Source organism: Paenibacillus sp. FSL F4-0087, from assembly GCF_038020215.1.
GTDB lineage: Bacteria > Bacillota > Bacilli > Paenibacillales > Paenibacillaceae > Paenibacillus > Paenibacillus taichungensis.
The window spans coordinates 5,954,227-5,979,372 of the sequence record NZ_JBBODJ010000001.1 but is presented as its reverse complement, the minus strand read 5'-3'; the positions used below and the strand labels follow the sequence as shown (position 1 = coordinate 5,979,372).

Below are 25,146 nucleotides of genomic sequence, written 5' to 3'. Positions count from 1 at the left end.
CATTGAATACCATTACTACTAGGAGGAATAGATATGCATAAAGAATTTGAGTTCTCTGCATCAGAATTTGAAGGCAAGAAGGTCCTTGTAACCGGAGGAACAAAGGGAATGGGACAAGCTGTTGTAAAAAGACTTACAAACGGAGGAGCTACAGTACTTACTACTGCCCGTTCCCGCTCTATTGACTTGCCGAATCCGGTCAAATTTGTACAAGCAGATGTTGCCACACCTGAAGGTATAGAGCAAGTAATTACAGCAGTAAAAGAGCAACTTGGAGGTATCGATATTATTGTCCATTGCGTAGGTGGATCAACCACACCACCAGGAGGAGCACTTGTATTGAGTGATGAGGATTGGCTTCATGCATTAAATTGGAATTTACTCGCAGCAGTTCGACTTGATCGCGGCTTAATTCCACTTATGTTAGAAAACAATTCAGGCGTTATCCTTCATTTCACTTCCATTCAAAGACGTTTGCCTTTATATGAAACTACACTGGCTTATGCATCGGCAAAAGCCGCTCTGGCTAATTATAGCAAGGGATTATCGAATGAATTTTCTCCTCAGGGAATTCGAATAAATACTTTGTCTCCCGGGTTTATTCAGACAGAAGCAGCTGACGCATTAATTGATCGGATCGCAACGGAAACAGGAAGTCGAGAAAGTGCACTCGAACAACTTATGGATTCACTCGGAGGTATTCCAATTGGCCGACCAGGGTTTCCAGAAGAAGTCGCTGAACTGGCTGCATTTTTGGTCTCAGACCGAGCAGCATCCATTACAGGTAGTGAATATGTCATAGATGGGGGAACTATTCCTACAGTCTAACTAACATTAATAAAAGGAGAGAACAATATGGATCTCAATCATTTACCGTCTGTAATTGGCAAATATATTACTGCATCTAATAAACCAGACCCAGCAGTATTTGTAGATTGTTTTTCCGAAAATGCCGTTGTGTTGGATGAAGGAAAAAAGCGAAATGGAAAACAGGCGATCAGAGAATGGAGTGATCAATACCATTTCGCGGCGAATGTAACGTTAGAGCCAACAACAGCAAAAAAAATGGGTGAAGAAATTGTGCTAACATGCAAGCTGGATGGTACCTACGACAAGACTGGTCTACCCGATCCACTATTACTGAATTATCATTTCGTTATTGTTGACGATCAGATCGTCAGCCTATCCATTTTTTAAAGAAACCTCAAAGGCCTTGGAAATTTCTAAGGCCACTATTTATAAATTCTAATTATAACGGGGGTAAATACTCATGATAATTAACCATTTACTTATAAGACTAAAAGACTCTTCTGATACAAAAATCGAGGAGACACAAGAAGTCCTCCTTAAAATGAAAGGAAATATTGCAACCTTACTCGATATGCAGGTCAAGGTGGACATACGTCGTGATTCATCTTCTTATGATCTCATGCTGATCACAAAATTTGCATCGATAACGGATATGGAAGCGTATCTGGTAGATCCTTTACACCAAGAAATAAGCATATTTATTGGTAGTGTATTAGACAGCTCAGCATCAGTTTGCTACGAAGCATAAAGTACTGCAACAAACAACGGGACGAATGCTATAATAATTACGCATAATAAAGTGACTGCGAATCTTTAAGTGGCAAGTCAACCAAGTGATCAGCCTTCTGTCATGTACCATGGTGTTTTTTGAGGTTTTGTCTATATTTACTTATTATTTAGATAATCATCTAATCGGTAATCAGACTATGTTCGTAACCATTTCAGCAATCGGGACAAGAACTTGTACCTGTAACATAAAAAAGCCGCTATAATAGCGACTTCAATGGACTATTTTCTTGTCCTGCGAAATTTGAATACATTTTATTGACTGCTGTTCTTGGATCATCATCTGTTAAATCATCGTTGTTAGCATTAGGATATCGGGTTGCAAATAAATGTGTTAGTCTACTTTTTTCATTCAGATGGAGCTCATAGGTCTGTTCGATATGACGTGAACCCCAGGCATGGTTTAATTATCACATGAGAAAAGCCACCATAATAAAGGTGGCAAAATTTTCATTATCTATGCGAACGATATTTACTATGCTAATTGTGTGATAACCAGATGTGCCGAAACGGGTCTTGTTCCTCCGGCGAGAGGAGTCATGGTTAGTGCAGTGGAATTACCGGCTGGATTTCGCACGGTCAGTATTGAATTAATGACAGTCGTTTGTACTAAAGCCATTCCTGGCATCTGACTTGTGCCTGTTGCTCGCCCCACTACTGAATTGGATAGGTCAGCACCATTGAGTGTTAACATAAGTTGCCCAGCTTCATTCATACTTCCCTGAAACATAACCAGATACGTCCCGATCGCAGCCAAATTAAATGTGCTTGGACCCGTACGAGTAATTGTAGTTCCGCTTGTAGGTCCATCTTGCGGAAAACTTACGTCCGTGCCCGGAGCAACCGTTGCAGCATTGTCTGGTGGCATCAACGCAAAAAAATCTGCAAATCCCAGAACACCTCCGGCTGCGCCTGTAGCCCCCGTCACTCCAGTAGCTCCTGCTGGGCCTGCCGCCCCCGCTGCACCTGTTGCTCCAGTAGTTCCCGCTGGACCTGCTGTACCTGCTGCTCCAGCCGTACCTGCTGTACCCGTTGCTCCAGTTGCTCCCGCTGGACCTGCTGGGCCTGCTGCTCCAGCCGTACCTGCTGTACCCGTTGCTCCAGTTGCTCCCGCTGGACCTGCTGGGCCTGCTGCTCCTGCTGTACCCGTTGCTCCAGTTGGTCCAACAAATCCTTGTGGTCCGATGGCTCCGGCTGGACCAGGTACACCTTGAGGGCCTTGTGGCCCCACAACGCCTTGTTCCCCTGGAACACCTTGTGCACCAATCGGACCCGCTGGACCTGCTTCACCTTGAGGACCTACTGCTCCCGCTGGACCAGGTTGCCCTTGCGGTCCTTGAGGACCTGGGGGCCCTCCAGCTGGCCCTTGTGGTCCGGGCAGTCCTTGTACGCCCTGATTTCCTTGGATCCCTTGGATCCCTTGTGTACCTTGGGGTCCTGTTGGGCCAACAACTTTAGGCGTAGTTACATTCACTTCAGGTGGAGGGCATGTTACCTGTACTATTTTTTTAATTACTTTTACTCTACGATTTTTTCTTTTTCCTTTTGGAGAATGTACAGTTGCAATTTTTTTATTACACCTTTTTTTCTCATCTGGACAACTCAATTAGGACACCTCCCTATATTCATAGCTCAGTGTACGTAGGTAGTTGGCTACAGGCATGGACTAACATCTATCTTCACCCGTGCTAAAACCTATTTTTCATAAAATAAAGGCTATTGACATATCGCTTTGGATGCTTCTCCAAGGTCGGAACCGAGACGTTGGTATCGCAGGTATCATGTACTTCACCACGACATATTTAACTCAACAAATGTACATCTTCACCTTTGTCGTCATTTTCTCCTTGCTTGCACAAGGCTTGTCCTCCATGGCAACTGTTTCAAGGCTGCTGTTCGTCAATCTTTCCGTCATCTGTCATTACATTATTTGCGAGAAAAAGCGCAGTGTGAAGGATTGGATTATAAGAATGTTTTCCCCCTTGTTAGGAACAAGAACTTGGTTTCTTGAACAAAACAAAAAGCCGCTATTTTAGCGGCTTTGAATGGTGTTTCAAAATTGTCTTATGAAGAGCGATTTCTTGGGATCCCTAAAACAACCTATTCCCACAACCCTGATTAGAGGCTTCACCTTCAATCAAGAATGACCCAAATTTGAGTAGTCAATGAGATTTGATGGATCTTCTGACTTGTGAAGTACTCTTGACCAGGGTCGTATCAACCTTCAACTTACCCTAACTGGCGTTTAAATGCTTTACTAGCGAAGAAGAAAGCGATGAACATGATGCCGACACACCAGGCAAGTGCAATCCAGATATCATTACCAATAGACCCTTCATACAAGATGGCACGAATCGCATTCACGATTGAAGTCACCGGTTGGTTCTCAGCGAACGCACGGACAATTTTAGGCATGGTTTCAGTGGGGACAAAGGCCGAACTGATAAACGGCAGGAAAATCAGCGGATATGAATAGGCTGTCGCCCCTTCCATAGACCCTGCTGTCAATCCGGGAATGACCGCCAGCCAAGTCAGGGCCAGCGTAAACAGCGCTAGTATCCCAGCTACCGCGAGCCAATCCAGAATACTAGCGCTGGAGCGGAAGCCCATCAAGAGCGCGACAAGGATAACTATCACCACAGTAAGTGTATTAGAAATAAGCGAGGTCAACACGTGAGCCCACAATACCGACGAGCGCTTGATTGGCATGGTGATGAAACGTGCCATCAATCCGCTCTTTACATCCGTAAACAGCCGCAAGGAAGTATAAGCGACGCCGGATGCAATAGCCATCAACAAGATTCCAGGCAATAAATAATTGACGTAATTGTCAGCGCCAGTCTCTATGGCGCCCCCAAATACGTAGACAAACAGAAGCATCATCATAATCGGCGTAAGCGCAACGGTGATAATTGTATCCGGACTACGCATGATGTTTCGCATTAAACGTTCTAGTAACACCCCTGTTATGTTTTTCATTTACATCTCCTCCTTTTTATTGATGATTGCGAGGAAAATTTCCTCCAATGTCGGCTGCTTCTTGATGTACTCCACTTTCGCTGGCGGGAACATCTCTTTGAGTTCAGTAAGGGTACCGGTAGTGATGATTATTCCGCCATGCAGGATAGCGATACGGTCGGCCAGTTGTTCTGCTTCCTCTAAGTACTGGGTTGTCAGCAAGATAGTCGTGCCGCCGCCGGCAAGCTCCTTGACAGTATTCCAGACTTCAATCCGCGCTTCGGGATCAAGCCCTGTCGTTGGTTCATCGAGAAAAATGACAGCTGGTGTCCCGATCAGACTCATGGCAATGTCAAGCCGGCGTTTCATCCCGCCGGAATATTTGTTTACCCGACGGTTGGCCGCATCGGTCAGGCTGAATCTTGCAAGTAGATTGTCGACGACTTGAGCTGGATTGGAGACACCCCGTATCTTGGCGATCATCATCAGGTTTTCACGTCCGGTGAGTATGCTATCTAAAGCTGCGAACTGCCCTGTCAAGCTAATGTTCTGGCGCACATGATCCGGTTGACGCTGGACGTCAAAGCCGCAAATCCCTACTTCCCCGCCATCGGGCTTTATTAGTGTAGAGAGGATGTTGACTGTCGTTGTCTTGCCGGCTCCATTGGCACCCAGAAGTGCGAAAATTTCGCCACGCCTCACTTCAAAATCCACTCCCTTTAATACTTCCTTGTCATTAAAGGATTTTTTTAACCCTTTTACAGATATCGCTGCATCACTCATGCTTCTTCCTCCTTATAAAATGCGCAGCAAGGATGCTTGAAAAACCAAAAATTATGGTCAAGCACCTTGCGGAGCTAGATTGACTACATTACTTCTTACGCTATTCAGTCTGACTGATATCATGTATGACTTAGTACCGGATAAAAATTTAACTGAATAGCGAGGCAGCAATTTACATTTGTAACCAGCTAATCAGTCAATATACTCTATTGAATTTATTTTTTTTCCAAACGGTTCTTGATACTCTGATTCAAATCTTCACGATACTTAGCCACATAAGTTTTAGCGTTTGCGACTAGTTCGTCGGCAAAAGACGCCACATCTTCCCCGGTTATTTCCAGCACTTGTCTGCCTTCCGCAGCACCAGCTTCGAACAACTCGATTAACTCATACTGAATGTGAAGCATATCCATCCCATTACCCGTCGCGAAATTCCACATGTAGTTTTGAATTTTCTTATATACGAACTGATAGTCCTCTGGCAGTGCTTCAACACGTGCCATCATCATTTTGTACTCTTTTTTATCACCAATCATTTTTTTGAATAATTCCATCATATTATTTTTCTCCTCCTTTTTATAAAGCTCAACAAGACACTCCAAAAATTATCGGTGCGGAATATCTTATGATGTCAGATTGACTTCAAGACGTTGATTTTTGATGTTACAAAACCCCATTTTTCCCAAAACAATTCAAGTTCTTGGCGGCCATCCTCATTAAGCGAGTAGAATTTGCGGGGCGGCCCCATATCTGAAGGTTTCTTCTCGATATTCACCAGTTTTTTCTTTTCTAATCGCACAAGGATGGTGTAGACTGTCCCTTCCACGACTTCGGTAAAACCTAGCTCGTTCAATCGGCGGGTAATCTCATAGCCATAGGTTTCATGGCGGCTGATAATTTCCATTACGCAACCTTCGAGCGAGCCCTTCAGCATTTCAGTTAAATTCTCCATGTTCAGATCCTCCTCTAATTTGCCCCTCCTCTAATCAGTATCACTTATATTCAGTAAAACATAGTACCGAGGGAAATTATTACTCAACCGAATTCTACTTAGTAATACTCATTACCTGTACATCGTATCACTGAGTACCAGAGAATGTCAACTACTTTTAATTTTTTTATCCCCCTCACTATTCATCTTTTCAAATACAAGTTACCATAGTTAATTATAATCATCCCTGTTCTTCCGTACTAATTATGAAAAGTTAATTATTGGAATAATTATCCAGCTTAATAAAATACGTCTTACATTTAAAGAGGAGCATCTTCTAAGAGAAAACTCCTCTATTTTTGATATAATGTTATTCTTCAATATTAAACCATGGACCTGAAGCTTGGATCACACTCCATAGTTTTTCCGGAAGCTCCAGCTCATGAACTTCGGAAGCCTTTATAGCAGTTTGAATTTCGGATTCTTTTCCATCTTGAACCTTTTCAACCCAGTCTGGATCTGTAATTAAGGCGTGTCCTATCGCAGCTAAATTAAGACCTTGCTCTAATCCTTTTGCAATATCCTCCGGCGTTACCATAGAACCCGCAGCCAAAACCGGAAGTCTGCTATTAACATGGTTAACGATCAATTCCAGATATGTTGTTTCATCTTGCCTATCCACTGGCTTTGAATAAAGAGCATCAGCTAGTGAAGCATGCATATAATCCACTCCCGCTTCAATCAGTCGGTCAATTAATACATAGGTATCCTTCATTCTTAAACCGCCTTCTTGATGTTCCTCAGGAGAGATTCGGTAACCCAAAATAAATGGTTTTGTAGCATGGTTTTCGATGACGTTTTTCATTTTATTAATTACGGCTAGTGGGAAACGAAGGCGGTTCTCCATTGATCCTCCCCATAGATCCTCACGTCTGTTGAAGAAAGGAGAGAAGAAGTTTTGAAGTAAAAATCCGTGCGCACCATGAATTTCAACTCCATCAAACCCTGCTTCAATGGCTCTTCTTGTTGTTTCTCCAAACGCATGAATCACTTCCAATATCTCATCGTGCGAAAGTTCTCTCGGCAAAATGGAAGGAGCAAATCCAGTTGCTTCCGTCTCTACAGCACTGGAACTAACCACTTCTCCATTTGGTGTAAGATTCGGGAGTGCTTTGTTACCTGCGTGGAAAATTTGTAGTACCGCAGCAGCTCCCCCGCTTTTTGCTGCATTCGCCAATTTTCGTAAACTTGGGATGAATGTATCGTCATAAGCTGCAAATTCATTTGTAAAACCTATTCCATTAGGTTGGACATGCGTACATCCTGTTATAACTAAACCTATGCCTTTCACTCTTCTTCTGTAATATTTCACTTCACCATCTGAGATCGTGTAATCGTCATTACTAGCCCAAGTAGTCATGGGTGACATTACAACCCGATTTCTAAGGGTAATTCCATTGTTAAATGTGAAGGATGCAAACAAGTTGTTATAATTTGTGTTCATTTTCTAACCTCTTTCTAATTTTTTTTAAACATTAGTCATTGTTGTTGGCTTAAGTTAAAGCGTATATTCGATTCCCAACCGAGTAAAAAAGCAATCTTCTGCTCCTTGTTGATAGCCGATTAATGATAAGCAGATTACCAGTTGATGAGCACAAACAACATTGGTAGAATGACATCATAAAGTATTCGAGTAACTCGAAGACAATAGCATGGAGGTGCGACATTTTGATTCAGACATTAAATGAACCAAAATATACGGTAAAAGATGTATCTGAAATAACTGGACTTACAAAACATACGATCCGTTATTATGATGACCAACAATTAATTCCTTTCGTTTCAAGAGACAGTAATAACAATCGCTTATTCTCAGACCATGATCTGGATTGGTTGCGAATGGTACACTCCTTTCGTATTTCAGGCTTGCCGATTTCAGAAGTTAAACATTATATTGCGATGTGTTTGCAAGGTGACGAGACGATTCCTGAAAGGGCTGAGCTTGTTACAAAGCAAGAAAAAGAACTTGAAACGAAGATCAATGAGTATAATCTTCAATTAATGCACATCAAGGAGAAGAAGGCTTACTATAAAAGTGTCTTGGCTGGTCAATTGAATGATACCTGGAACCCAGTTAACAATAACCCAGAATGCGGAGAAAAATATGATATACCTGAACATATCAAATCAGCATCAAAAGCTCATGTTTCACCTTAAAAGATAGTCTAGGGCTTCGTGTGCACACGAAGTCAATTTTTATTTAATTGTCCCTCCACACCTCTCAACTTCAGGGCGCAGATCCTCCAACGGCTTATCCAGCCACTTGTCTTCAGTGTACCGATAAAATAAAAAAGCCGCTAAAATAGCGACTTTGAATGGACAACTGCTACTACTGTACATTGACACAAAGGCTATGCTGCCCGTTAGTGAACAAAAGCAGCCGATCACATTGGTCAGCTGCTTTCTTAGTTGTATTGAGCTATCGTTACCCGCTAGCGTAATTGACTAAGTAAGGTTTAATTATCTTGAAAGTGTTTTGATCAGTCACACGTCATCGGGACACTGCTGTCTCTTCTTTAGTGAACGCTAGTTTGTTGGTTTGATGAGCCTCATTTAATCAAGTACGTTTTTCCGTGAGATACGTTCTGACAGGAGGAGCAGTATATAATGAAAATTGATTAAGTATCCCTGCCGGAGTTTGATCTATTAAGACCATATCCCGAACGTTCGGTTGCATGAAACGTTCTCGGTCCATAACATTAAACATGGATACAATGGGATCGAAGTACTGATTAACATTCAATAAACCACAAGGCTTTTGATGCAGACCAAGCTGGCCCCAAGTAAATATTTCAAAATATTCTTCTAATGTCCCCGGCCCCCCTGGGAGTGAGATAAAGCCATCTGCTAATTCAGCCATTTTGGCTTTACGTTCATGCATAGAATCGACCATAATAAGTTCAGTCAAACCTTTATGCGCAATCTCACGAGTCTGTAAAAAATGAGGAAGCACTCCAATTACATGGCCCCCTTTTTCCAACACTGCATCAGCAACTTCTCCCATGAGCCCAGTAATAGCGCCTCCGTAAATCAGGGTGATTTCGCGACTCGCTAGTTCATGACCCAGTTCTATTGCAGCTTCTTTGTATATTGCAGATTTTCCTTCTTTGGAACCACAGAATACAGCAATTGATTTCATAGATACATTTTCTCCATTTCTTTTGTTAAATGCTTCATACTTTCTATATATTACAGGTGAAACTATGACATCTTTATGTCATAATTAGATTAAAAATTTTGGGGGATCTCCGTGAAAATTGAAAGGATTTTATCGATAGTGTTACTTTTGTTAGAACGTAAAAAAGTGAGTTCCTCTGAATTCGCGAAAATGTTTGAGGTCACTCCTCGTACTATCTTTCGAGATATCGAAACCATTACCAAAGCCGGAATTCCAATCACCTCTTCCCCTGGTGTGAATGGTGGCTTCAGTATTATGGAGCGTTACAAATTTGAGAAGAAGATCTTTACGCAAGCGGAGATATTAGTTTTAATACTTGGATTAAACAGCATCCATTCAACTGTTTCTAGCGATGAAGTCCTGAATGCCATTGCTAAAGTGAAATCATTGATCTCGGAAGATGAAAATCGACTGGTAGATAAACTAATAACAATTGATCCTTCACCTTGGTTCGGAAGTACTCATGTCAAACCACCTGAATTGGGGCAAATTAGAACCGCAATTGAAGAGGACCGCTTAATTACATTTGAATATCTAGATCCTTTTGAAGGTATGACTCCTTTGGAACTTACCATTGAACCTTGCCGACTAGTATTGAAAAACTCAGTGTGGTATATGCAAGGATTTTGTACAGAGAAAGGGGGATTCCGAATGTTTAAGGTTTCCCGCATTTTTTCTCTTGTTACTCACCATGATACATTTAGGAAAAGACAAATCGAAGACGAGGTTTTAGATATAACGGAGAAAGAAATTATACATTTAACTCTGCTTTTTGACCAATCACTTATTCCTTATATGAGCGAATACTGTGGAGAGAACAATATTCGCTTCTATGAAGGTGTTAAGTGGATAGCAAAGTTCCCCTTCATTGCAAATGACCATGGATATACTCATTTACTTAGCTTTGGGGACAAATGCGAATGTCTCGAGCCTGAACATGTAAGAAGCGAGTTAACCAAACGAATTGAGGGTATTTACAAAATTTATTCCAATTAAAAAACGCATCGATTTCTTCCATCGGTACTTTTATTACATTCTTCAATATCCCCTGCCTCGTGTTAAATCGCTCTGTGAAAAAAGAAAGGCTCGCACAGGCAGGGTATTATTACTTCCCTGCCCCATACGAGCGTCTACGTCAGATTGCACTCAAACGATTGATCCGGATGTGTACTTTTAGTAATCGTTTCATTTCATGTAGCGATATTCTAGTAGATCCTTCAAATTTGAGATTTTCTGCAGCAGCTTCTCCCCGACATTGGTTTCCCTCACCAGCTTCCGCTCCAGTTCTTTGTCCACCAATCTTTTTACAGATAACACGTCCGTTCCGTTACATAACACATCTTCTTTTGAATTAAATTTCTGATGAGCGACGAGCTGCATGCCAAAGGAATTAAACAACAAGGTATATCCGGCAATGCCCGTTGTGGATTGATAGGCTTTGGAGAAACCGCCGTCAATCACGATCATTTTTCCGTTTGCTTTAACAGGGCTCTCTCCACGACTTTCTTTGACTGGCGTGTGGCCGTTAATGACATGTCCATGATCCGGATTCAAATCAAACTCCAACAAGATTTTTCGACAGATCTCTTCATTTTCACGTAAATGGTAGTAAGGATTCTTTCTCTCCTTATGTGCTTCTTTATCTTGGATAAAATAACGTTCAAAAGTGGTCATTTCTCTCTTTCCAAAGAGCGAGGAACATTCCCCTGTCCAGATGTACCATACCATATCCGTCGCCAGATCTTCTGTCTCTTCCGGATGCGCAAAGGCGTAACGCAAATAATCTTCAAAAACATCAAGCAATTGACTGCCCGCATATGTCTTGCCTTCAATCTTCATTTCTTCCATATTTCCTTCTTCATCCAAAGGAATACAGCCGTGGATTAACAAATTCCCGTTGTATTTTAAATAAAGGCTACCCTTTTTCATGAGAAAATTCATATGTCTGGCCATCTTTTCGGAATGCTGAACGGAGAACAACAGCTTTTCCATCACCAGGCGTTCTTCCTCCAGCAATTGTTCAGGCTTCTGCGGATTTACGGTTGCGAAACAGGTGTTTTCCAGCAGGTACGTTTTACCGCAGATTTTGATTTCATTTTTGTCGTAATCAATCTGCTCCAGCAAAAGTCTTTCAGACATATTAAAGTATGGGCGTCTCTTGATAATCGGGATTTCAAGTTTAAACTGGATCATAGCAATGGCTTGGTGAATTTTGGTGATCTGCAGAATTTCTTGCTCCGATACGTTATGGCCAGCCTGTATCTTAGGTCTGAAGGGCGAATTGTCTTCATAGTATTTCTCCGCCAAGTTTAGCAATGGGCGTAGATTGATTCCGTATACATCTTCAATGATGTCCAGATTGTCGTATCTGGCGCAGATCCGGATAATATTCGCAAGGCAGACCAGAGAACCCGCATAAGCACCGATCCAGAGGACATCATGGTTCCCCCACTGAATGTCTACAGAATGGTAGTTGATTAGCGTATCCATTATTTTATCGGGGTCAGGTCCCCGGTCATAGATATCTCCAACCACATGAAGATGGTCAACCACCAGGCGTTGGGTCGTATAAGCAAGGCCGATGATGAGCTTGTCCGCCTGGCCCAAGGATATAATTTGCCGATATATTTCCTCGTAATAAGGATCCTTATTGTTGGTCGAATCCGTCTTGTATAGAAGCTCTTCTACAATATATACATACTGCTCCGGCAGAGCTTTACGCAATTTCGAGCGCGTATACTTCGAAGAGGCATAAGAAATAAGCATAAGCATTTGTTCAATCGTTTGTCTATACCACTGGTTCAAAGCCTGTTTATTGCACAGTTCCCCTATAACCAGCTGTATTTTTTCTTCCGGATAATAAACCAACGCCGCAAAATCATTGATTTCTTGATCCGTCCAAACCTCCCGGAATAATTCTTTGATTTTCTCTTTGACGGTACCCGAACCGTTTCTTAGGACATGCTGAAAAGCCTGAAACTCCCCATGCAAATCACTGACAAAATGCTCGGTTCCCTTCGGGAGATTGGAGATCGCCTCAAGGTTGATGATCTCTGTTATGATTTTTTCTTCCGTATCATATTTCTCGGCCAATAAATCTAGAAACTGCTCATCCAAAACAGATGTCCCCCTTCAAGGAAGTATGGTGATGTATAGGTCATTAAGGCTCGAAGATATCGCTCCAAGGACAATCCTTTTGAACAATAGCTAAAAAGAAAAACATTAGTTTTTTGGTAACTCTTTACCTGTATGGTTAACAATAAAAATAAAATTATTTATATAGTGATTATCAGCACTGCCTTTCCCCATCATACTCCCGTTTCTCATATATGAACAAATTTTATTAAAAGGATGTATTTTGGAGTTGCTCATTTAAGCTCACTCACTCACGTAATATCCGACTGCTTAAAACTTTCGATCCCTAACTATAATAGTGATTATGAATGATACAACTGTTCTTCAGTTATTTTGAAAAACGGTAAAACTTAAATTAATTAAGAGCCATTCAATGGAAGTGTCATAAAAGTTTTACTCGACCTATAAGTGTTTCACATTTACCACATCTGGTTTGCTTGAATCCCAGCTCCGATATATACCGAAAAATAAAAAAAGCCGCCAAAATAGCGACTTGTACCCTGGATAGATGGTTTCAATGACAGCGCCGGTATGTGTGGTGCCGGTCTTTGCCTCGTATGTGGTTCCACTACCAGGACTAACGCATAAGGTTGAACTCCTCTTCCATTTTTGTAAACTTGTTCGTGAGAAGGTTGTTATCCAATCTTTGATGAGCGAACACATTAATGGACACGGTGTCTCCGAACGAAGCGCCTCTCCCTCTTCCCCGTTGCCCCGATTTGAGGATGAACATCCCGCCAGTGCCAAGCACGTACGATTGATCCTGTTTTTCTCAAATAGACCCATTGATGGCGGACAACCTAACCAATATTAATAGCTTAAAGACCCCTCATGGGGGTCTTTTTTAATTTCTTCACATTCATGGATCTTATGTTAAGACTCCGTTTTCAATGCAAGCCTGTCTTTTATGAAATATTGATTCACCAGAAACTTCATCATTTCATTTGGCTGTTTTTGAGAGAATTCAGCATGATCTGCAAAAAGCATTCCATACGGTGACTCTTGGGTATAGGGTACCCATTGGGCCATTTCCTCTCCAGTTGAATCCTGTCCATTTGGATCCCCTGTACGAATGAAGTTGGCCCAATAATTGCACATCTGGCGGGCCAAATCGTAATGTTTGCCGATAAATGGCCGCCAACATTTAGCTAGAGTTTCAAAGAAAAACCAGAGATCCACCGAGTGGAAGGTACCCGGATGGTCCCATCCTGGGATCTCGGCATCAAAATTGTAATAGTACAACGGGGAATCGGAACCGAGACCGGCGTTAGCTTGCGCGGCTATGCGAATGGCATATTCAATAGAACTTACCGAGGCCTTCTTCTTACTCTCTTCTATGTTGATCGACTGATTACAGCACAGCTCCAGAAATACATCGGCATCTTCACCGAACATGTCTGTGGCCAGCTTCTTAAGATCTTCGGATGTATTGGCATCTGGAACGCTGAAAAATTCGGAGGACGTGTGACCCATCATAATCGGCACCTTCCACCACTTGTTTTGAAGGAATAAATCAAACGGATTGCCTACACTGAATACCTGATCTACAACGGTCCCCCAAAATCCCTGGTACTTCACTGCCTTGTCACGTAGTTCGACCGCACCTATCTGCCTTGCTTCCGCAAGCGAAGATACGCCGAGATACTTAAAAAACTCCACGCCGTCCTGTTCGGCTTCAGTTAAATGACTCCGAAGCGCAGGCATGCGAGTTCCCGGGTAGAGAGCTGTAAAGATTCCACTTTGAACAATCGCCTTTTGAAAGAGCCCCTCATTCTGAGGAGAAGTAAGCTGGGTCATGACGCTGCCGCCGCCTGCGGACTGGCCGCCGATCGTGATATTATCCGGGTCTCCACCGAAAGCTGATATATTGCGTTTGACCCATTTTGTGGCTGCCTGTTGATCGAGATTACCGAAGTTGGCGGGTGCTTCTGGTGCTTCCGCTGTAATTTCGGGATGGCATAAAAAACCAAAAACATTGAGACGGTAATTGATCGTGACGACCACGATTCCTCTCCTAGCGATTCGTTCGCCATCGAATTCCATTTCAGCCGTATGACCGACCTGAAGTCCCCCGCCAAAATACCATACATATACAGGTAGTTTCTCATCGGTGTGTTTGGCCGGGGTCCATACGTTCAGGTAAAGGCAGTCCTCGTCCATAGCGATATTCGGCTCCACAGCCCACTCCCGGGTATAGATATTGTTATCATCGATCTCCTGCTTCACCTGCATCGAAATCGGCGCGAATTCGTGCACCTTAAGCACACCTGCCCAGTCCTTGGCTGGCTGTGGTGCACGCCACCTGTTCTCGCCCACTGGTGGCGCGGCAAACGGTATCCCCTTGAAACTTGTGATTCGTGGGTCGGCTGCCGGCAGTCCCTGAACCAATCCATTTTCAACTTTTACAGTTCGAAGCATTGTTTAACATCCCCTTCTATATATGAGCTCGTGGAAAACATCCTGATATATTCATAAACTTGGTTTTGAACGTATGAGATACTCTTTTCCCTGGGTCTGGTTATCGGCTGGATTCGATTATTTGAAAAGACGTTTCGAAAACAGATACAGATCGTTTTTCCACACAGGCCATTCATGTCCCCCGCTCTCCTCATACCAGATGTGTGGCACTGCCTGCTGCTCCAAATATTGCTGTACGCTGACACTAATTTGGATAAGATTGTCCTGATCACCGCAGGAAATCCACAACAGCGACAAAAGCGAAGAGGCTTCCGTAGGGTTAGGTATGAGTACTTCCGGAGCTTTGGTATTCGGAGCAGGGGAAAAGGCACCGACCCAAGCAAATTGTTGGAGATTAGTTAGCCCGATGTTTAAGGACTGGCCTCCCCCCATGGACAAGCCAGCTATGGCTCTGTTTTCCCGAGTGATGCCCGTTGGATAATTGGACTCTATATAAGGGATAAGGTCATGAATCAGGTCTGCTTCAAACCGTTCAAAAGCATTTATTTTCTCTGGATCAAAAAGGTCTCCCTCGGCTCGATCATTAGGCATCGCACGACCATTGGGAAAAACCACAATCATCGGTTCAAGCAGGTTGTCGTTGTATAGATTGTCGAGAATAATCTGCGGAGCACCAAGATGATGCCATTCCATCTCATCCCCACCGATTCCATGTAGCAAATAAAGCACAGGATAGGTTAGTTCGGAAGAAAATCCTGGTGGCGTATACACCATTGCTTTACGTGAATTTCCGACGGTTGTGGAGTCATATTCTATCATCTCACTTGCTCCGCATAGTATATTTTGGCGGTATTTGTCAAATCCAGCCGGTGCTGAAGATATCATGTACAGTACTCCCTTCACTAATTGTATTAAGCTTTTTAGCTGAATTTATAGCCATCGTTCGTTAACCGACATAGCCAAATCCAAGAATTGTGAACCGTTTATCCTTATGAGCTTCTGCCATTTCAATCTCGACCATGTGTTCTCTGACGTGCTTCTCATTAATCAGGAGCATGGCATGACAGCGTGTCCAGTTCACTTCATGCGGATCGGCTTGTTTGGTGAGGATGCCATTTACTTTAATATGGGCTGTTCCGAACTCCTCGCTCCCGGAGTCTTTGAAGATCAAAATTAGACGTCTGCACCGCAAATGCAGCCTGAAGCTCTTGGCTTCTTCCATTTCTCCGCGGGCGTACATCCAATTATTCGGGAAGAGCGGCGTAGTATAATTATGATCGTCCAGCTCGGCCATCTGCAGATCAGTATCCGTTTGACGGAAGCAACCTGTGTCAATTCGGGCGAGCAGCTCTGCGTTCTTCCGATCCAGTAACGTAACATTGACGAAATCATCTCCGATCAGAGGTGATCTACTCAGATCATGGTCTTCCTGATCCAGTTCGGAACGGTTCACTGCACCAAACAGGTGACCCAGTGCATCGGCCATAATTCGATGTCCCAAGTTGGTCGGATGATAAATATCATGAAAATATTGTTCTTTGGATACGATATTACCCTCGTCCTTTGTCTTGCGAAATTGCTCAACCAGAGCATCCTTCATGCTCACCATGGGCAAATCGTAATGCCAGCCTACCGGAGCCAGGCGGTCCTGTAGATTCCAGTCGTTCTCAAAAACACTGAATAGCAGGATGACCGCTGGCTTGTTATCTGCAGAAATCGCTTTCAAAACTAAGCTCTCGTAACAGTTTCCTCTGGTCTCATCGTCAGCGTCGTTTACCGCAAATTCGATGATGACGATATCTGGCTGAATCGTACCATCTCGGAGTACATCCCGTTCATAACGTACAACACCAAGTTCAGAAGGTGTTCCTCCTACACCCGATTTGACAAAATGTATGGAACTACCGTCTGAAGGGGCGAACATCGCCTTGAACCGCTCGTACGAGCGATAAGCGTAACTTCGAAGATGAATCGGTATAGCACCAGCCCCATGGGTAACAGAACCTCCGATGTAAGCCATAACGACAGGTTCACCTTGCTGAGCTTTCTCAATCGCTCGTTTTAATCTGACATTGTTTCCCTTGTTTAAAAGAGATCGGCCAATCATCTCGATATATCCTGGGGAGTTGTAATCAAACTCAGTCTCGTAAGTCGATTCAGCCACTCCCACGGGATCGCGCGGTGCAGACATACCCTGGTGTTTATCTTCTTCTTCCACATCTCCTGCATCGCCAAGCATGCTACATCACCACCATTCTTTTTTATCAGAATGCTCCTTCTTTCCGAGTATACCGCTTACCTAATTTCACAGTAACCGGATAAAGTATAGGATTTTCTCAAATATATCATTTCAAGTCGGGTATTTTAATGGATGACAAAGAAGACCTAAGATTTCTGGTGTAAACGCTTTAATTTGAATACTTCTGTCATGATATAATTTGATCGACGATTCAAATGAAGGAGGATTACGATGAATATTACGGGTCAAGGGGCTTATGATACAGGTACATATACCAATTTCTTCCACAAGTTAGGTTTTGAACAGCATGAGATAAACGCAAAACTGGAGCAAACATGGAATGAGCTATTCTACGGAAACGAGAATACGCGAATCTATTATCCGATGGGTGAGGACAAAGGGTATTTACTCGACACCGGTAATAACGATGTTCGCTCCGAAGGCATGTCTTATGGCATGATGATGGCTGTTCAGATGGACAAAAAAGAAGAATTTGATCGGCTCTGGAATTTTTCTCATACGTTCATGCAGCATGCTGAAGGTCGATACAAGGATTATTTTGCCTGGCACTGCAAACCCGATGGAACCCGCTTATCACAAGGTCCTGCACCTGATGGTGAGGAGTTTTTTGCATTGGCCTTGTTGTTTGCCTCCAACCGCTGGGGTGATGGCGCTGCCCCTTTTAACTATAAGGAACAAGCCCGAAAGATCCTCCGTGCATGCATTCATCAAGGTGAAGATAGCGAGGGGGATCCTATGTGGGACCCGGAAACCAAGCTGATCAAATTTGTACCGGAATCACCATTCAGCGATCCATCTTACCATCTGCCCCATTTCTATGAGTTGTTTGCATTATATGCGGATGATGATGATCAAGCCTTCTGGAGAGAAGCAGCGGCAGCAAGTCGTGCATATCTGCATACAGCATGTCATCCTGTAACCGGGCTTTCGCCTGAGTATGCGAACTATGACGGGTCGCCTGCCCCTGTTCAGCCGCATGGTGATTTTAGACACTTTTACAGCGATGCTTACCGGGTTGCCGCTAATATTGCTCTGGACTGGGAATGGTTCCGCAAAGATCCCTGGCAGGTGGAACAATCGAATCGAATTCAATCCTTCTTCAGCAGCATTGATGTTGCCGAATATTGTAGATATACCATTGAGGGTGAACCGTTTGATGAACCTTCCTTGCATCCTATCGGTCTGCTCGCTACCAACGCCATGGCCTCACTGGCTGCAGATGGTCTACATGTGGAACATTTCGTACGCCTCTTTTGGAACACCCCCCTGCGCCAGGGTGAGCGCCGTTATTATGATAACTGTCTGTATTTTTTCAGCTTGCTGGCTTTAAGCGGCAGATATCGGATATATTAATCACTCTACAGTTCATTTTCAACACAGCGCATCGCGCAGACTGAAATCTCAGCGTAAAGAGGACCTTTCCGGCGATAACAGCCGTAGAGGTCCTCTTGTGCGATAACGTTAATTGCTAAAAGCAATAAATTTCCATTGTTGATTCGTTGCACCCGTGTAAGTATTCTGCTGCAACTTGGCACCATCGGATGTGGAAGCGTTTTCCACTTCAATCGCTTTGTTGCTGTTTACGTTAATGATACTCCAATATCCATTGCCCAGATCGTTGACTTTGAAATGCTGTGCGGTCGTGTTCAGATTGCTCATGAGCTGCACCGCTTCACCGTTTGTGAGGGTACCGTTGCGAATATCAATCACTTTGTCCGGTGAGTTCACGCTGGTTAGTGTATAGCTGCCACCGCCGATGGAGGTCAGAACCCACTTCTGAGGATTGCCGCCCAGATCGCTCCATTGCTGAAGCTGAAGATTGTTTTGATTTTGCCCCCCAGGAACGTCAATGACCTTATTGGAATGTCTGGCCACAATTTTGTAGGTTGCACCTGACACAAGCCCGGTTGTCGGTCCACCACCATTTCCACCGCCTGGATACGATTGTGCACGTTCATGGTACCAGTTGAACAGGAATCGTCCCATGGCACTTCGGGATGCATCTCCATCCCATTTCAGTCCGGCTGTTGGATCGGCAAAAGAACTGCGTTGACCCGGCTCAAGAATGAAGCCGTTCATGTGAGCTGCGATGCTAACGTTACCTGCCGCGTTGAAGATGGTTTTGGTATTGGTGCCGAAACCTTCGTTGCTGCCATTAAACAAGTTCCAGTAAGCCGAATCACCAGGTTTGTTCTTAAACCAGGTTACTTCGGTGATGTTGATCGGATATTTGTCTGCGGCTGCCTTGACATTGGTATTCCATTGATCTTGCAAAATGGAGAAGTTATCATATGCGCCGTAGCCAGGATACCAGTGCACCGCATATCCATAATTGTTCTGCGGGTCCGTTAATGGATGGCTTGCTGTCAGACTGTAAAACTGGTTGTACCCCAGACCTGCAGCCCAGATTACGTTATCGGCACCCTGGTTACGAATCGTGGAGATGATGGAGTTCTGGAAATTACGCAGATCATTCCAGTGATCCACAAAATCGTTTTCCCCGTTGTATCCGCCCCAATGTCCATTCGCATACGATTTCACTGGCTCGTTAATTAGCTCGAAGTGAACGTTGTCTGCACTTTTAATCTCCGGACGAGACGCAAGATATCCCCAGATTTGATTGAATTTCTGCAGGTTGGAAGCGGTGGTTGCCTGGTCATCCTTCAACGTAAAGTCGAGTCCCAGTACCACATAAACACCCTTGGTTTTGGCATATTGAATGTACGGGATAATGACGTTCTGCGTAACGGTCTGCACACCGGCAAAATTATATGTACCCGCCGCCACATCACCCATGTCCTGACGATCTATGAACAGACGTACCTGATTCATGTTCCAGCCATGATTGCTGCCGTATTTCGGGCTTGTGTCCGCAAACGTATCCGTAATGTCTTTCAGGTAGGCCAGTGTAGCCGCATGACGATTGTTGCCGTGCAGATTAAGATAATAATTGCTGTCCTGATACGTCCAGTAAGCACCTGAAGGTTGATGCCATCCGTTCAAAAGCACAGGCTGATTGTTGCTATTCACCAGATTCTTGCCACTTACGTGAAGCTTGCCCATAGGCATGCCAACCCACGCCTCAGCGCGGCTCCCTCCCCATGGTGCAATCGTAATCAGCAAAGCCAAAACGAGTAAAAGTTTACAAGACAAAGACATCCACATCTTTTTCACTTTATATCCTCCTGTCATGATCGATTGCTTTTCCTCAATGCAATATCCGATGAATTGCAGCAAAGTCTAAGTAGACTAAGCTTCGGTTGGCGCACGCTTCCGCAACCCGTTCCATACGTTCAGTCGCAAGACTTCTCCCCCCTTTAGATCGTATCGATCTGTCTCGGATCTTTCTTCACTATTAAAGCTAACGTTTTAGCCAACGATACCTGTACGTTCTACACTCTCCACGAAATAACGCTGTACGAAGAGATAGATGACAATCAAAGGCAGAATGGCGAGTAATATTCCCGTATCCTGAATCATGCTCAGATAGAAAGGATCAGCCTTAGAGGCGCCATCACTCACTTGCTGGGCCAGATTATACGGAAGCGATGACAGTTGAGTCGACATGACCTTGCTCGAAGTCAGATACGTGGTCGTGTAGAAGCTATCATTCCACTGCCATACAAAGGAAAACAACATCACGGTCACCATGGATGGAATCGCATTCGGCAGCATGATTCGGGCAAAGGTTCGCCCAATGCCTGCCCCATCCACGTAAGCCGCCTCTTCCACTTCCTTCGGGATGCCGCGGAAGAACTGACGAAAGATGAAAATATACAATCCGGCTTTAAGCGAATTGGCCGTAATGGCGGTCAGAATGAACGGCCAGTAGGTATTCAGCAGGTTCACCGGTTTACCGGCAATCAGTGTCATCAAGCCCATCAGGTCGAAGCTTTTCAGATTGAGATACACCGGAATCAAAATGGTCGTGGGCGGGACAAGAATCGTGAGAATCACACCTGCAAACAGCAAATTGCTCCCCTTGAACTTCAACCGGGCGAAACCATACCCTGCAAGGGCACAGGACGCTGTAGTTAACAGTGTTGTTGTCGCTGACAAAAGGAAGGTATTCAACAGTGTCGCCCAGTAATCCATAACCCGAATAGCCTGCTGAAAGTTATTAATCGAGAAATTCTGGGGAATCCATACCACCACAGCGGAATACAGATCACCCTTGTCTTTGATGGACGTTGAGATTTTCTGAAATATTGGAAAGAGGATAACAAAGGAAAGTCCGGTAATCAGTACGAACCGAATCACAGACCAGAGCCAGCCTTTCCAGTGTTCCAGCGATAATAATCGAGAAGTCGTCACACTGAACGTCCTCCTTTCTAATCTTGATAGAAGACTCGTTTCGAGAAAATCATGGATACAATGACAAGAATGATGGCAATCGCCAGAAAATACACCCATGCCATCGCCGAGCTGAGACCAAAGTCAAATTTCACGAATCCGGTATCCCGGATCAGTTCAGTCATGGCGTTATTGGCAAACGAGTCGATAATGGTGTAGATCGCATTGACAAAGATCAGCGGACTGACCATCGGAAATGTAATCTTCCAGAATGCTTCGTACCCAGTAGCACCCTCCATTTTGGATGCCTCATAGAGCTGAGGCGAAATGGTCTGAATGCCAGCCAAAAAGATCAAAATCTGCACGCCCGACTGGCTGACAATCTGATAGATCCGATCAACGGCATTACTCAAATACGTTACGATCCATTCGCTCACCCCGGCATCCAACATCAGATTTTCGAGTTCAAATGTACCTAGTGCGCTTCCTCCAGTACTGTTCTGGTTAACCGCATCAATCAAGCTGGTGCTCTCCAGCGACATGATGACACCGGAAGCCAAAATAACGGGCAAGAAGAAAATGGAGCGTGCTATGGCTCTGCCTCTGAACTTCTGGTTCAGGATGACGGCGAGAAACAGGCTGAATATGACGATAAGAGGCACATTGACGAGCACATCGGTAATCGACTCGATCAATGCACGGTTAAAACTTGTATTAACGGTAAGCGCCTGAATATAGTTAGCAACACCAGTGAATTGAATGGCAATGCCTTCCGCATTGGCCTGAATCGTGCTCATGCTATTACGCAGCGAAGCCAGCAACGGGATGAAGAAAAACAATACAAATCCGATCAACCACGGAAGCACGTAGATAACGCCCCACATGGCTTTCTGCTGAGCATACGTACGACTTCCCCATTTCCATTTCAGGAGTGTCTTCAGAGCTGCTCACCACCAGTCACATAACCTTGGGCTTTCACGGTTTGGCCCTCAACCTCTATAGGAAAATCATTATAATTCACAATCACGAAGCCACCACCGTCATAGGTTGTTCGATACACACCTTCCGCCAATGATTCATGCGATTTCATGGAACGCCCGGCAAATGGAAGATTGGTCTGATTCACCTCGTTGTACATCTCGGCAGCCAGATCCACCCACTGCTCGTAGTTTGCCGCGTACAGATCATCATAATCGGTCTGTTTGACCACGTGGTTGGGTGCATTGAACCAGGCGAAGTAAGGACTTGCTCCATATTCAATCAGTTTTAGAACATACTGGCTCGGGTTCGTATAGGTCGAGAGATTGTATGGAGAGCCGGTGTAACTGATATTCCCATGAACGACTAATTGGAAAAACGGAACCTCTTCATCCTCCAGTTTGAACTGGCTGCTGCTCATCGGCGCGTCCGTCAGCCCAGTAACATAAGGCAGTGCATAGCCATTGCCACCCTCGGCCACAACGGAACCTGCCTGTTGTTTGATCTGTTCCAGCGCTTTAATGACAACGTCCAGCGCTTCCGTTCGATCCAGAAGCTTCTTCGGATTCATGTCGCTGTTCAGCTGTTCAGCCAGATCTTTCAGGCTCAGCGACTGAGACTGTTCCTCTTTTAGAATAGACTTCATCTCAACTAGCATCTCTTTCGTCACCTGATTCAGCTTGTTGGGCGAAAGCACATAGGATGGAGACCGTTCCCGGTCCCGTCGCTGCAAAGCCTGATTCATCGGATATACCACAGCCGGTTCTTGGGTTAACGTTCGAGAAGCCGCTCTGGAAGGTTTGAATCCTTTCTTGGATTGCACATTCAGCAAAGCTACATCCGGATAAAAGCCAATGCCTAATTCCTTTGTATAATCGCTAAAATTGCGCAATCCCTTTTGGCCACCAATGGCTCCATCCACCGATATGGAATCCGGCAGGCGGTGATGCAGTCCATCATTGAACCATCCGGCGTAGCGAACCTGAATGTTGGATACATTTTTCTCCGTCAATGTAGACAGAATCTGCTTGGCTTCCTCAAAGGTCGTAAGCGCCTCTGTCGAATCATAAGGGATACCCAGCATATGTTGCCGTGTTGTCATCCCGCCGAACAATTTCAGATAAAATGGAATACCCGCCTGTTCTTTACCCGCTTGCTGCTCGGGAAGTCCGCCGGTCTGTAACAGATAATTCCGGTAGAGTTCGGCCAACCCTGAGTAGGAAGCCTTCTCCCCACCGACAAAAGCGTATCTTACAACAAAGTCTGACGCTGTCGGTTTTTTCTGGAATTTGGGTAGTGTTCGCACCATGTCACTTGCTTGAAGTGTTACATCGCTCTTATTCATGACATAGAAGCTTGGATATACGTTGTTGTAGCTGTTCAGCTTGCCGCTGATATCCGCATTCACCACTGCCACAGCGTCCCCTTCCTCGATAATGCCAAGGAAAGCACCCTCTTTCCGGATCAGTCCAAAAACAGGCAATCGGGCTTTGGCTTCCGCCGAGCCAGCTTCCCGCAGCTTCATCGTCAAGTCCGGGCCGTAAATATCTTGTTGATAACCGGGATACTGAAGCTTGCCATTGTTAAAATGGATCAGTGCTCCGGAGCCGTCCGGTACAAAAATCGAACCCTCTTCCTTCGTCCCTCCGGCTCCGAAATATTCCAGCACGGATATGGTGTTGATCGGATACTCTTCTGGAAAATGAATGCCGGATGCAGGAACACGAACCAGCAGATTCTCTCCATCCAATTCATATTCCAAAGTCATCATGAAGAGCCGCGGTCCACTGCGCTCCTGATCAATCCCGTGTTCGGCATGATCCTGTGCCAGGTCTTCTTCCGTATAACCAGCCGTGTCAAATGCCTTCAGGGCACGGGACAACTGGAGTCCCTGCAGGGCCTTGTCAATTCGAACATAGACACCCTCATCTTTATCTTCGGTATACCCGATCTTCAAGGCGCGTTCTCCTGCCTTGTCGAGCTGTGCTAACAACTTTTGCTCAAATCGTTCCTTGCTGATTTTGACCGGCAAATCTTCAATGGAGCGCTCGGCGCTTCCGAACTGATAGTGAACCCGGACCCCGCTTGGCATGGTCTCATAGCTAACCTGCTTGTGACCGATGCTATCCGTATAAGAGTTCACCGTACTGCTCTGACCCTGGTTGTTGAAAAAGCTAAGTCTGGCTTGGGATGACAGAAGATCTTTGTTAATGCCGGCTGCAATCCCGTCCTGCTCTCGATCTGCTGGATTGCTGCGCCAGATTTGTCCGCTCTCTCTATGCAGGACAGCAATCTCTGCCGTCTCTTCATCGATAAACAACTGCAAGGCTTCGTTCCTAGCAATACCAATCATGCCTTGTAATCGAGGTTCGCTGAAAGAAGATTTCAGTTGTTCTCCGGGAGGCAGGGAGGGAAGATCGGCCTGATCTACAGCTGCTGCTGCCTCACGAGCTTGCGGTGATGGCGGGAACTGGCAACCACTTAGAAGCAGACTGCCAATGAGCAGTATTCCGGTTATTTTTTTTGCTATAGCATATTTCACTGGATGTCCTCCTT

General features: G+C 44.6%; 22 protein-coding genes. 7 read left to right on the top strand and 15 right to left on the bottom strand.

The window, feature by feature from the left end:
* The first annotated feature begins 33 nt into the window (after nucleotides 1–33).
* From MHB84_RS27280 to MHB84_RS27270, 3 genes are all read left to right on the top strand, one after another.
* A complete protein-coding gene (locus MHB84_RS27280; RefSeq protein ID WP_076288825.1) occupies nucleotides 34–828 on the top strand; it encodes an SDR family oxidoreductase in 795 nt (264 codons plus the stop codon).
* Nucleotides 829–855: 27 nt separating this feature from the next.
* Nucleotides 856–1,197: a nuclear transport factor 2 family protein gene (locus tag MHB84_RS27275; RefSeq protein WP_076288826.1), complete on the top strand. Its 342-nt coding sequence runs from the start codon at nucleotides 856–858 to the stop codon at nucleotides 1,195–1,197.
* A 73-nt stretch (nucleotides 1,198–1,270) separates the two neighbouring features.
* Nucleotides 1,271–1,558: a Dabb family protein gene (locus MHB84_RS27270; RefSeq protein WP_076288827.1), complete on the top strand. Its 288-nt coding sequence runs from the start codon at nucleotides 1,271–1,273 to the stop codon at nucleotides 1,556–1,558.
* Between the two features lie 513 nt (nucleotides 1,559–2,071).
* Here MHB84_RS27270 and MHB84_RS27265 read toward each other — a convergent pair.
* A complete protein-coding gene (locus tag MHB84_RS27265) occupies nucleotides 2,072–3,070 on the bottom strand; it encodes a collagen-like protein (protein ID WP_341143082.1) in 999 nt (332 codons plus the stop codon).
* 211 nt (nucleotides 3,071–3,281) lie between these two features.
* Here MHB84_RS27265 and MHB84_RS27260 point away from each other — a divergent pair, with 211 nt between their 5' ends.
* Nucleotides 3,282–3,632: a hypothetical protein gene (locus tag MHB84_RS27260; RefSeq protein WP_341143081.1), complete on the top strand. Its 351-nt coding sequence runs from the start codon at nucleotides 3,282–3,284 to the stop codon at nucleotides 3,630–3,632.
* Nucleotides 3,633–3,825: 193 nt separating this feature from the next.
* On the opposite strand, the gene MHB84_RS27255 is transcribed toward MHB84_RS27260, so the two are convergent.
* The 5 genes from MHB84_RS27255 to MHB84_RS27235 form a co-directional block, all read right to left on the bottom strand.
* Nucleotides 3,826–4,575 (bottom strand): ABC transporter permease, encoded by a 750-nt coding sequence (locus MHB84_RS27255; RefSeq protein WP_076288829.1) that lies wholly within the window; start codon nucleotides 4,573–4,575, stop codon nucleotides 3,826–3,828.
* Nucleotides 4,576–5,337: an ABC transporter ATP-binding protein gene (locus tag MHB84_RS27250; protein WP_076288830.1), complete on the bottom strand. Its 762-nt coding sequence runs from the start codon at nucleotides 5,335–5,337 to the stop codon at nucleotides 4,576–4,578.
* A 215-nt stretch (nucleotides 5,338–5,552) separates the two neighbouring features.
* Nucleotides 5,553–5,894: a DUF1048 domain-containing protein gene (locus MHB84_RS27245; RefSeq protein WP_076288831.1), complete on the bottom strand. Its 342-nt coding sequence runs from the start codon at nucleotides 5,892–5,894 to the stop codon at nucleotides 5,553–5,555.
* A gap of 74 nt (nucleotides 5,895–5,968) precedes the next feature.
* Nucleotides 5,969–6,289, bottom strand: a complete 321-nt coding sequence (locus MHB84_RS27240; protein ID WP_076288832.1) for a PadR family transcriptional regulator — start codon at nucleotides 6,287–6,289, stop codon at nucleotides 5,969–5,971.
* A 349-nt stretch (nucleotides 6,290–6,638) separates the two neighbouring features.
* Nucleotides 6,639–7,772, bottom strand: coding sequence for an NADH-dependent flavin oxidoreductase (locus tag MHB84_RS27235; RefSeq protein WP_076288833.1), 1,134 nt, complete (start codon nucleotides 7,770–7,772; stop codon nucleotides 6,639–6,641).
* Between the two features lie 224 nt (nucleotides 7,773–7,996).
* Here MHB84_RS27235 and MHB84_RS27230 point away from each other — a divergent pair, with 224 nt between their 5' ends.
* On the top strand, nucleotides 7,997–8,485 hold the full coding sequence (locus tag MHB84_RS27230) for a MerR family transcriptional regulator (protein ID WP_076288834.1): 489 nt from the start codon (nucleotides 7,997–7,999) through the stop codon (nucleotides 8,483–8,485).
* A 400-nt stretch (nucleotides 8,486–8,885) separates the two neighbouring features.
* Here the strand turns inward: MHB84_RS27230 and MHB84_RS27225 are convergent, their stop codons facing one another.
* Nucleotides 8,886–9,467 carry an LOG family protein gene (locus tag MHB84_RS27225; protein WP_076288835.1) on the bottom strand — a complete coding sequence of 194 codons (582 nt, stop codon included), beginning with the start codon at nucleotides 9,465–9,467 and terminating at the stop codon, nucleotides 8,886–8,888.
* Between the two features lie 111 nt (nucleotides 9,468–9,578).
* Between MHB84_RS27225 and MHB84_RS27220 the strand changes: the two genes are divergently transcribed.
* The gene (locus MHB84_RS27220) at nucleotides 9,579–10,502 is read left to right on the top strand and encodes a helix-turn-helix transcriptional regulator (protein ID WP_076288836.1); all 924 of its coding nucleotides are present in this window, start codon (nucleotides 9,579–9,581) and stop codon (nucleotides 10,500–10,502) included.
* A 189-nt stretch (nucleotides 10,503–10,691) separates the two neighbouring features.
* Here MHB84_RS27220 and MHB84_RS27215 read toward each other — a convergent pair whose 3' ends face one another.
* The 4 genes from MHB84_RS27215 to MHB84_RS27200 form a co-directional block, all read right to left on the bottom strand.
* The gene (locus tag MHB84_RS27215) at nucleotides 10,692–12,623 is read right to left on the bottom strand and encodes a fructose-1,6-bisphosphatase (RefSeq protein ID WP_076288837.1); all 1,932 of its coding nucleotides are present in this window, start codon (nucleotides 12,621–12,623) and stop codon (nucleotides 10,692–10,694) included.
* 891 nt (nucleotides 12,624–13,514) lie between these two features.
* Nucleotides 13,515–15,059, bottom strand: a complete 1,545-nt coding sequence (locus MHB84_RS27210) for a carboxylesterase/lipase family protein (RefSeq protein ID WP_076288838.1) — start codon at nucleotides 15,057–15,059, stop codon at nucleotides 13,515–13,517.
* Nucleotides 15,060–15,176: 117 nt separating this feature from the next.
* The gene (locus MHB84_RS27205; protein ID WP_076288839.1) at nucleotides 15,177–15,944 is read right to left on the bottom strand and encodes an alpha/beta hydrolase; all 768 of its coding nucleotides are present in this window, start codon (nucleotides 15,942–15,944) and stop codon (nucleotides 15,177–15,179) included.
* Nucleotides 15,945–16,005: 61 nt separating this feature from the next.
* Complete coding sequence (locus tag MHB84_RS27200) at nucleotides 16,006–17,298, bottom strand: SGNH/GDSL hydrolase family protein (RefSeq protein ID WP_076288840.1); 1,293 nt, start codon at nucleotides 17,296–17,298, stop codon at nucleotides 16,006–16,008.
* Between the two features lie 231 nt (nucleotides 17,299–17,529).
* Here MHB84_RS27200 and MHB84_RS27195 point away from each other — a divergent pair, with 231 nt between their 5' ends.
* Complete coding sequence (locus tag MHB84_RS27195) at nucleotides 17,530–18,672, top strand: glycosyl hydrolase family 8 (protein WP_076288841.1); 1,143 nt, start codon at nucleotides 17,530–17,532, stop codon at nucleotides 18,670–18,672.
* Nucleotides 18,673–18,780: 108 nt separating this feature from the next.
* On the opposite strand, the gene MHB84_RS27190 is transcribed toward MHB84_RS27195, so the two are convergent.
* From MHB84_RS27190 to MHB84_RS27175, 4 genes are all read right to left on the bottom strand, one after another.
* The gene (locus MHB84_RS27190) at nucleotides 18,781–20,484 is read right to left on the bottom strand and encodes an RICIN domain-containing protein (protein WP_256716793.1); all 1,704 of its coding nucleotides are present in this window, start codon (nucleotides 20,482–20,484) and stop codon (nucleotides 18,781–18,783) included.
* Between the two features lie 204 nt (nucleotides 20,485–20,688).
* On the bottom strand, nucleotides 20,689–21,633 hold the full coding sequence (locus tag MHB84_RS27185; protein WP_076288843.1) for a carbohydrate ABC transporter permease: 945 nt from the start codon (nucleotides 21,631–21,633) through the stop codon (nucleotides 20,689–20,691).
* 17 nt (nucleotides 21,634–21,650) lie between these two features.
* Nucleotides 21,651–22,496 (bottom strand): ABC transporter permease subunit, encoded by an 846-nt coding sequence (locus tag MHB84_RS27180; protein ID WP_083678862.1) that lies wholly within the window; start codon nucleotides 22,494–22,496, stop codon nucleotides 21,651–21,653.
* A gap of 53 nt (nucleotides 22,497–22,549) precedes the next feature.
* Nucleotides 22,550–25,132, bottom strand: a complete 2,583-nt coding sequence (locus MHB84_RS27175) for a DUF5696 domain-containing protein (RefSeq protein WP_076288845.1) — start codon at nucleotides 25,130–25,132, stop codon at nucleotides 22,550–22,552.
* Between the last annotated feature and the right edge of the window lie 14 nt (nucleotides 25,133–25,146).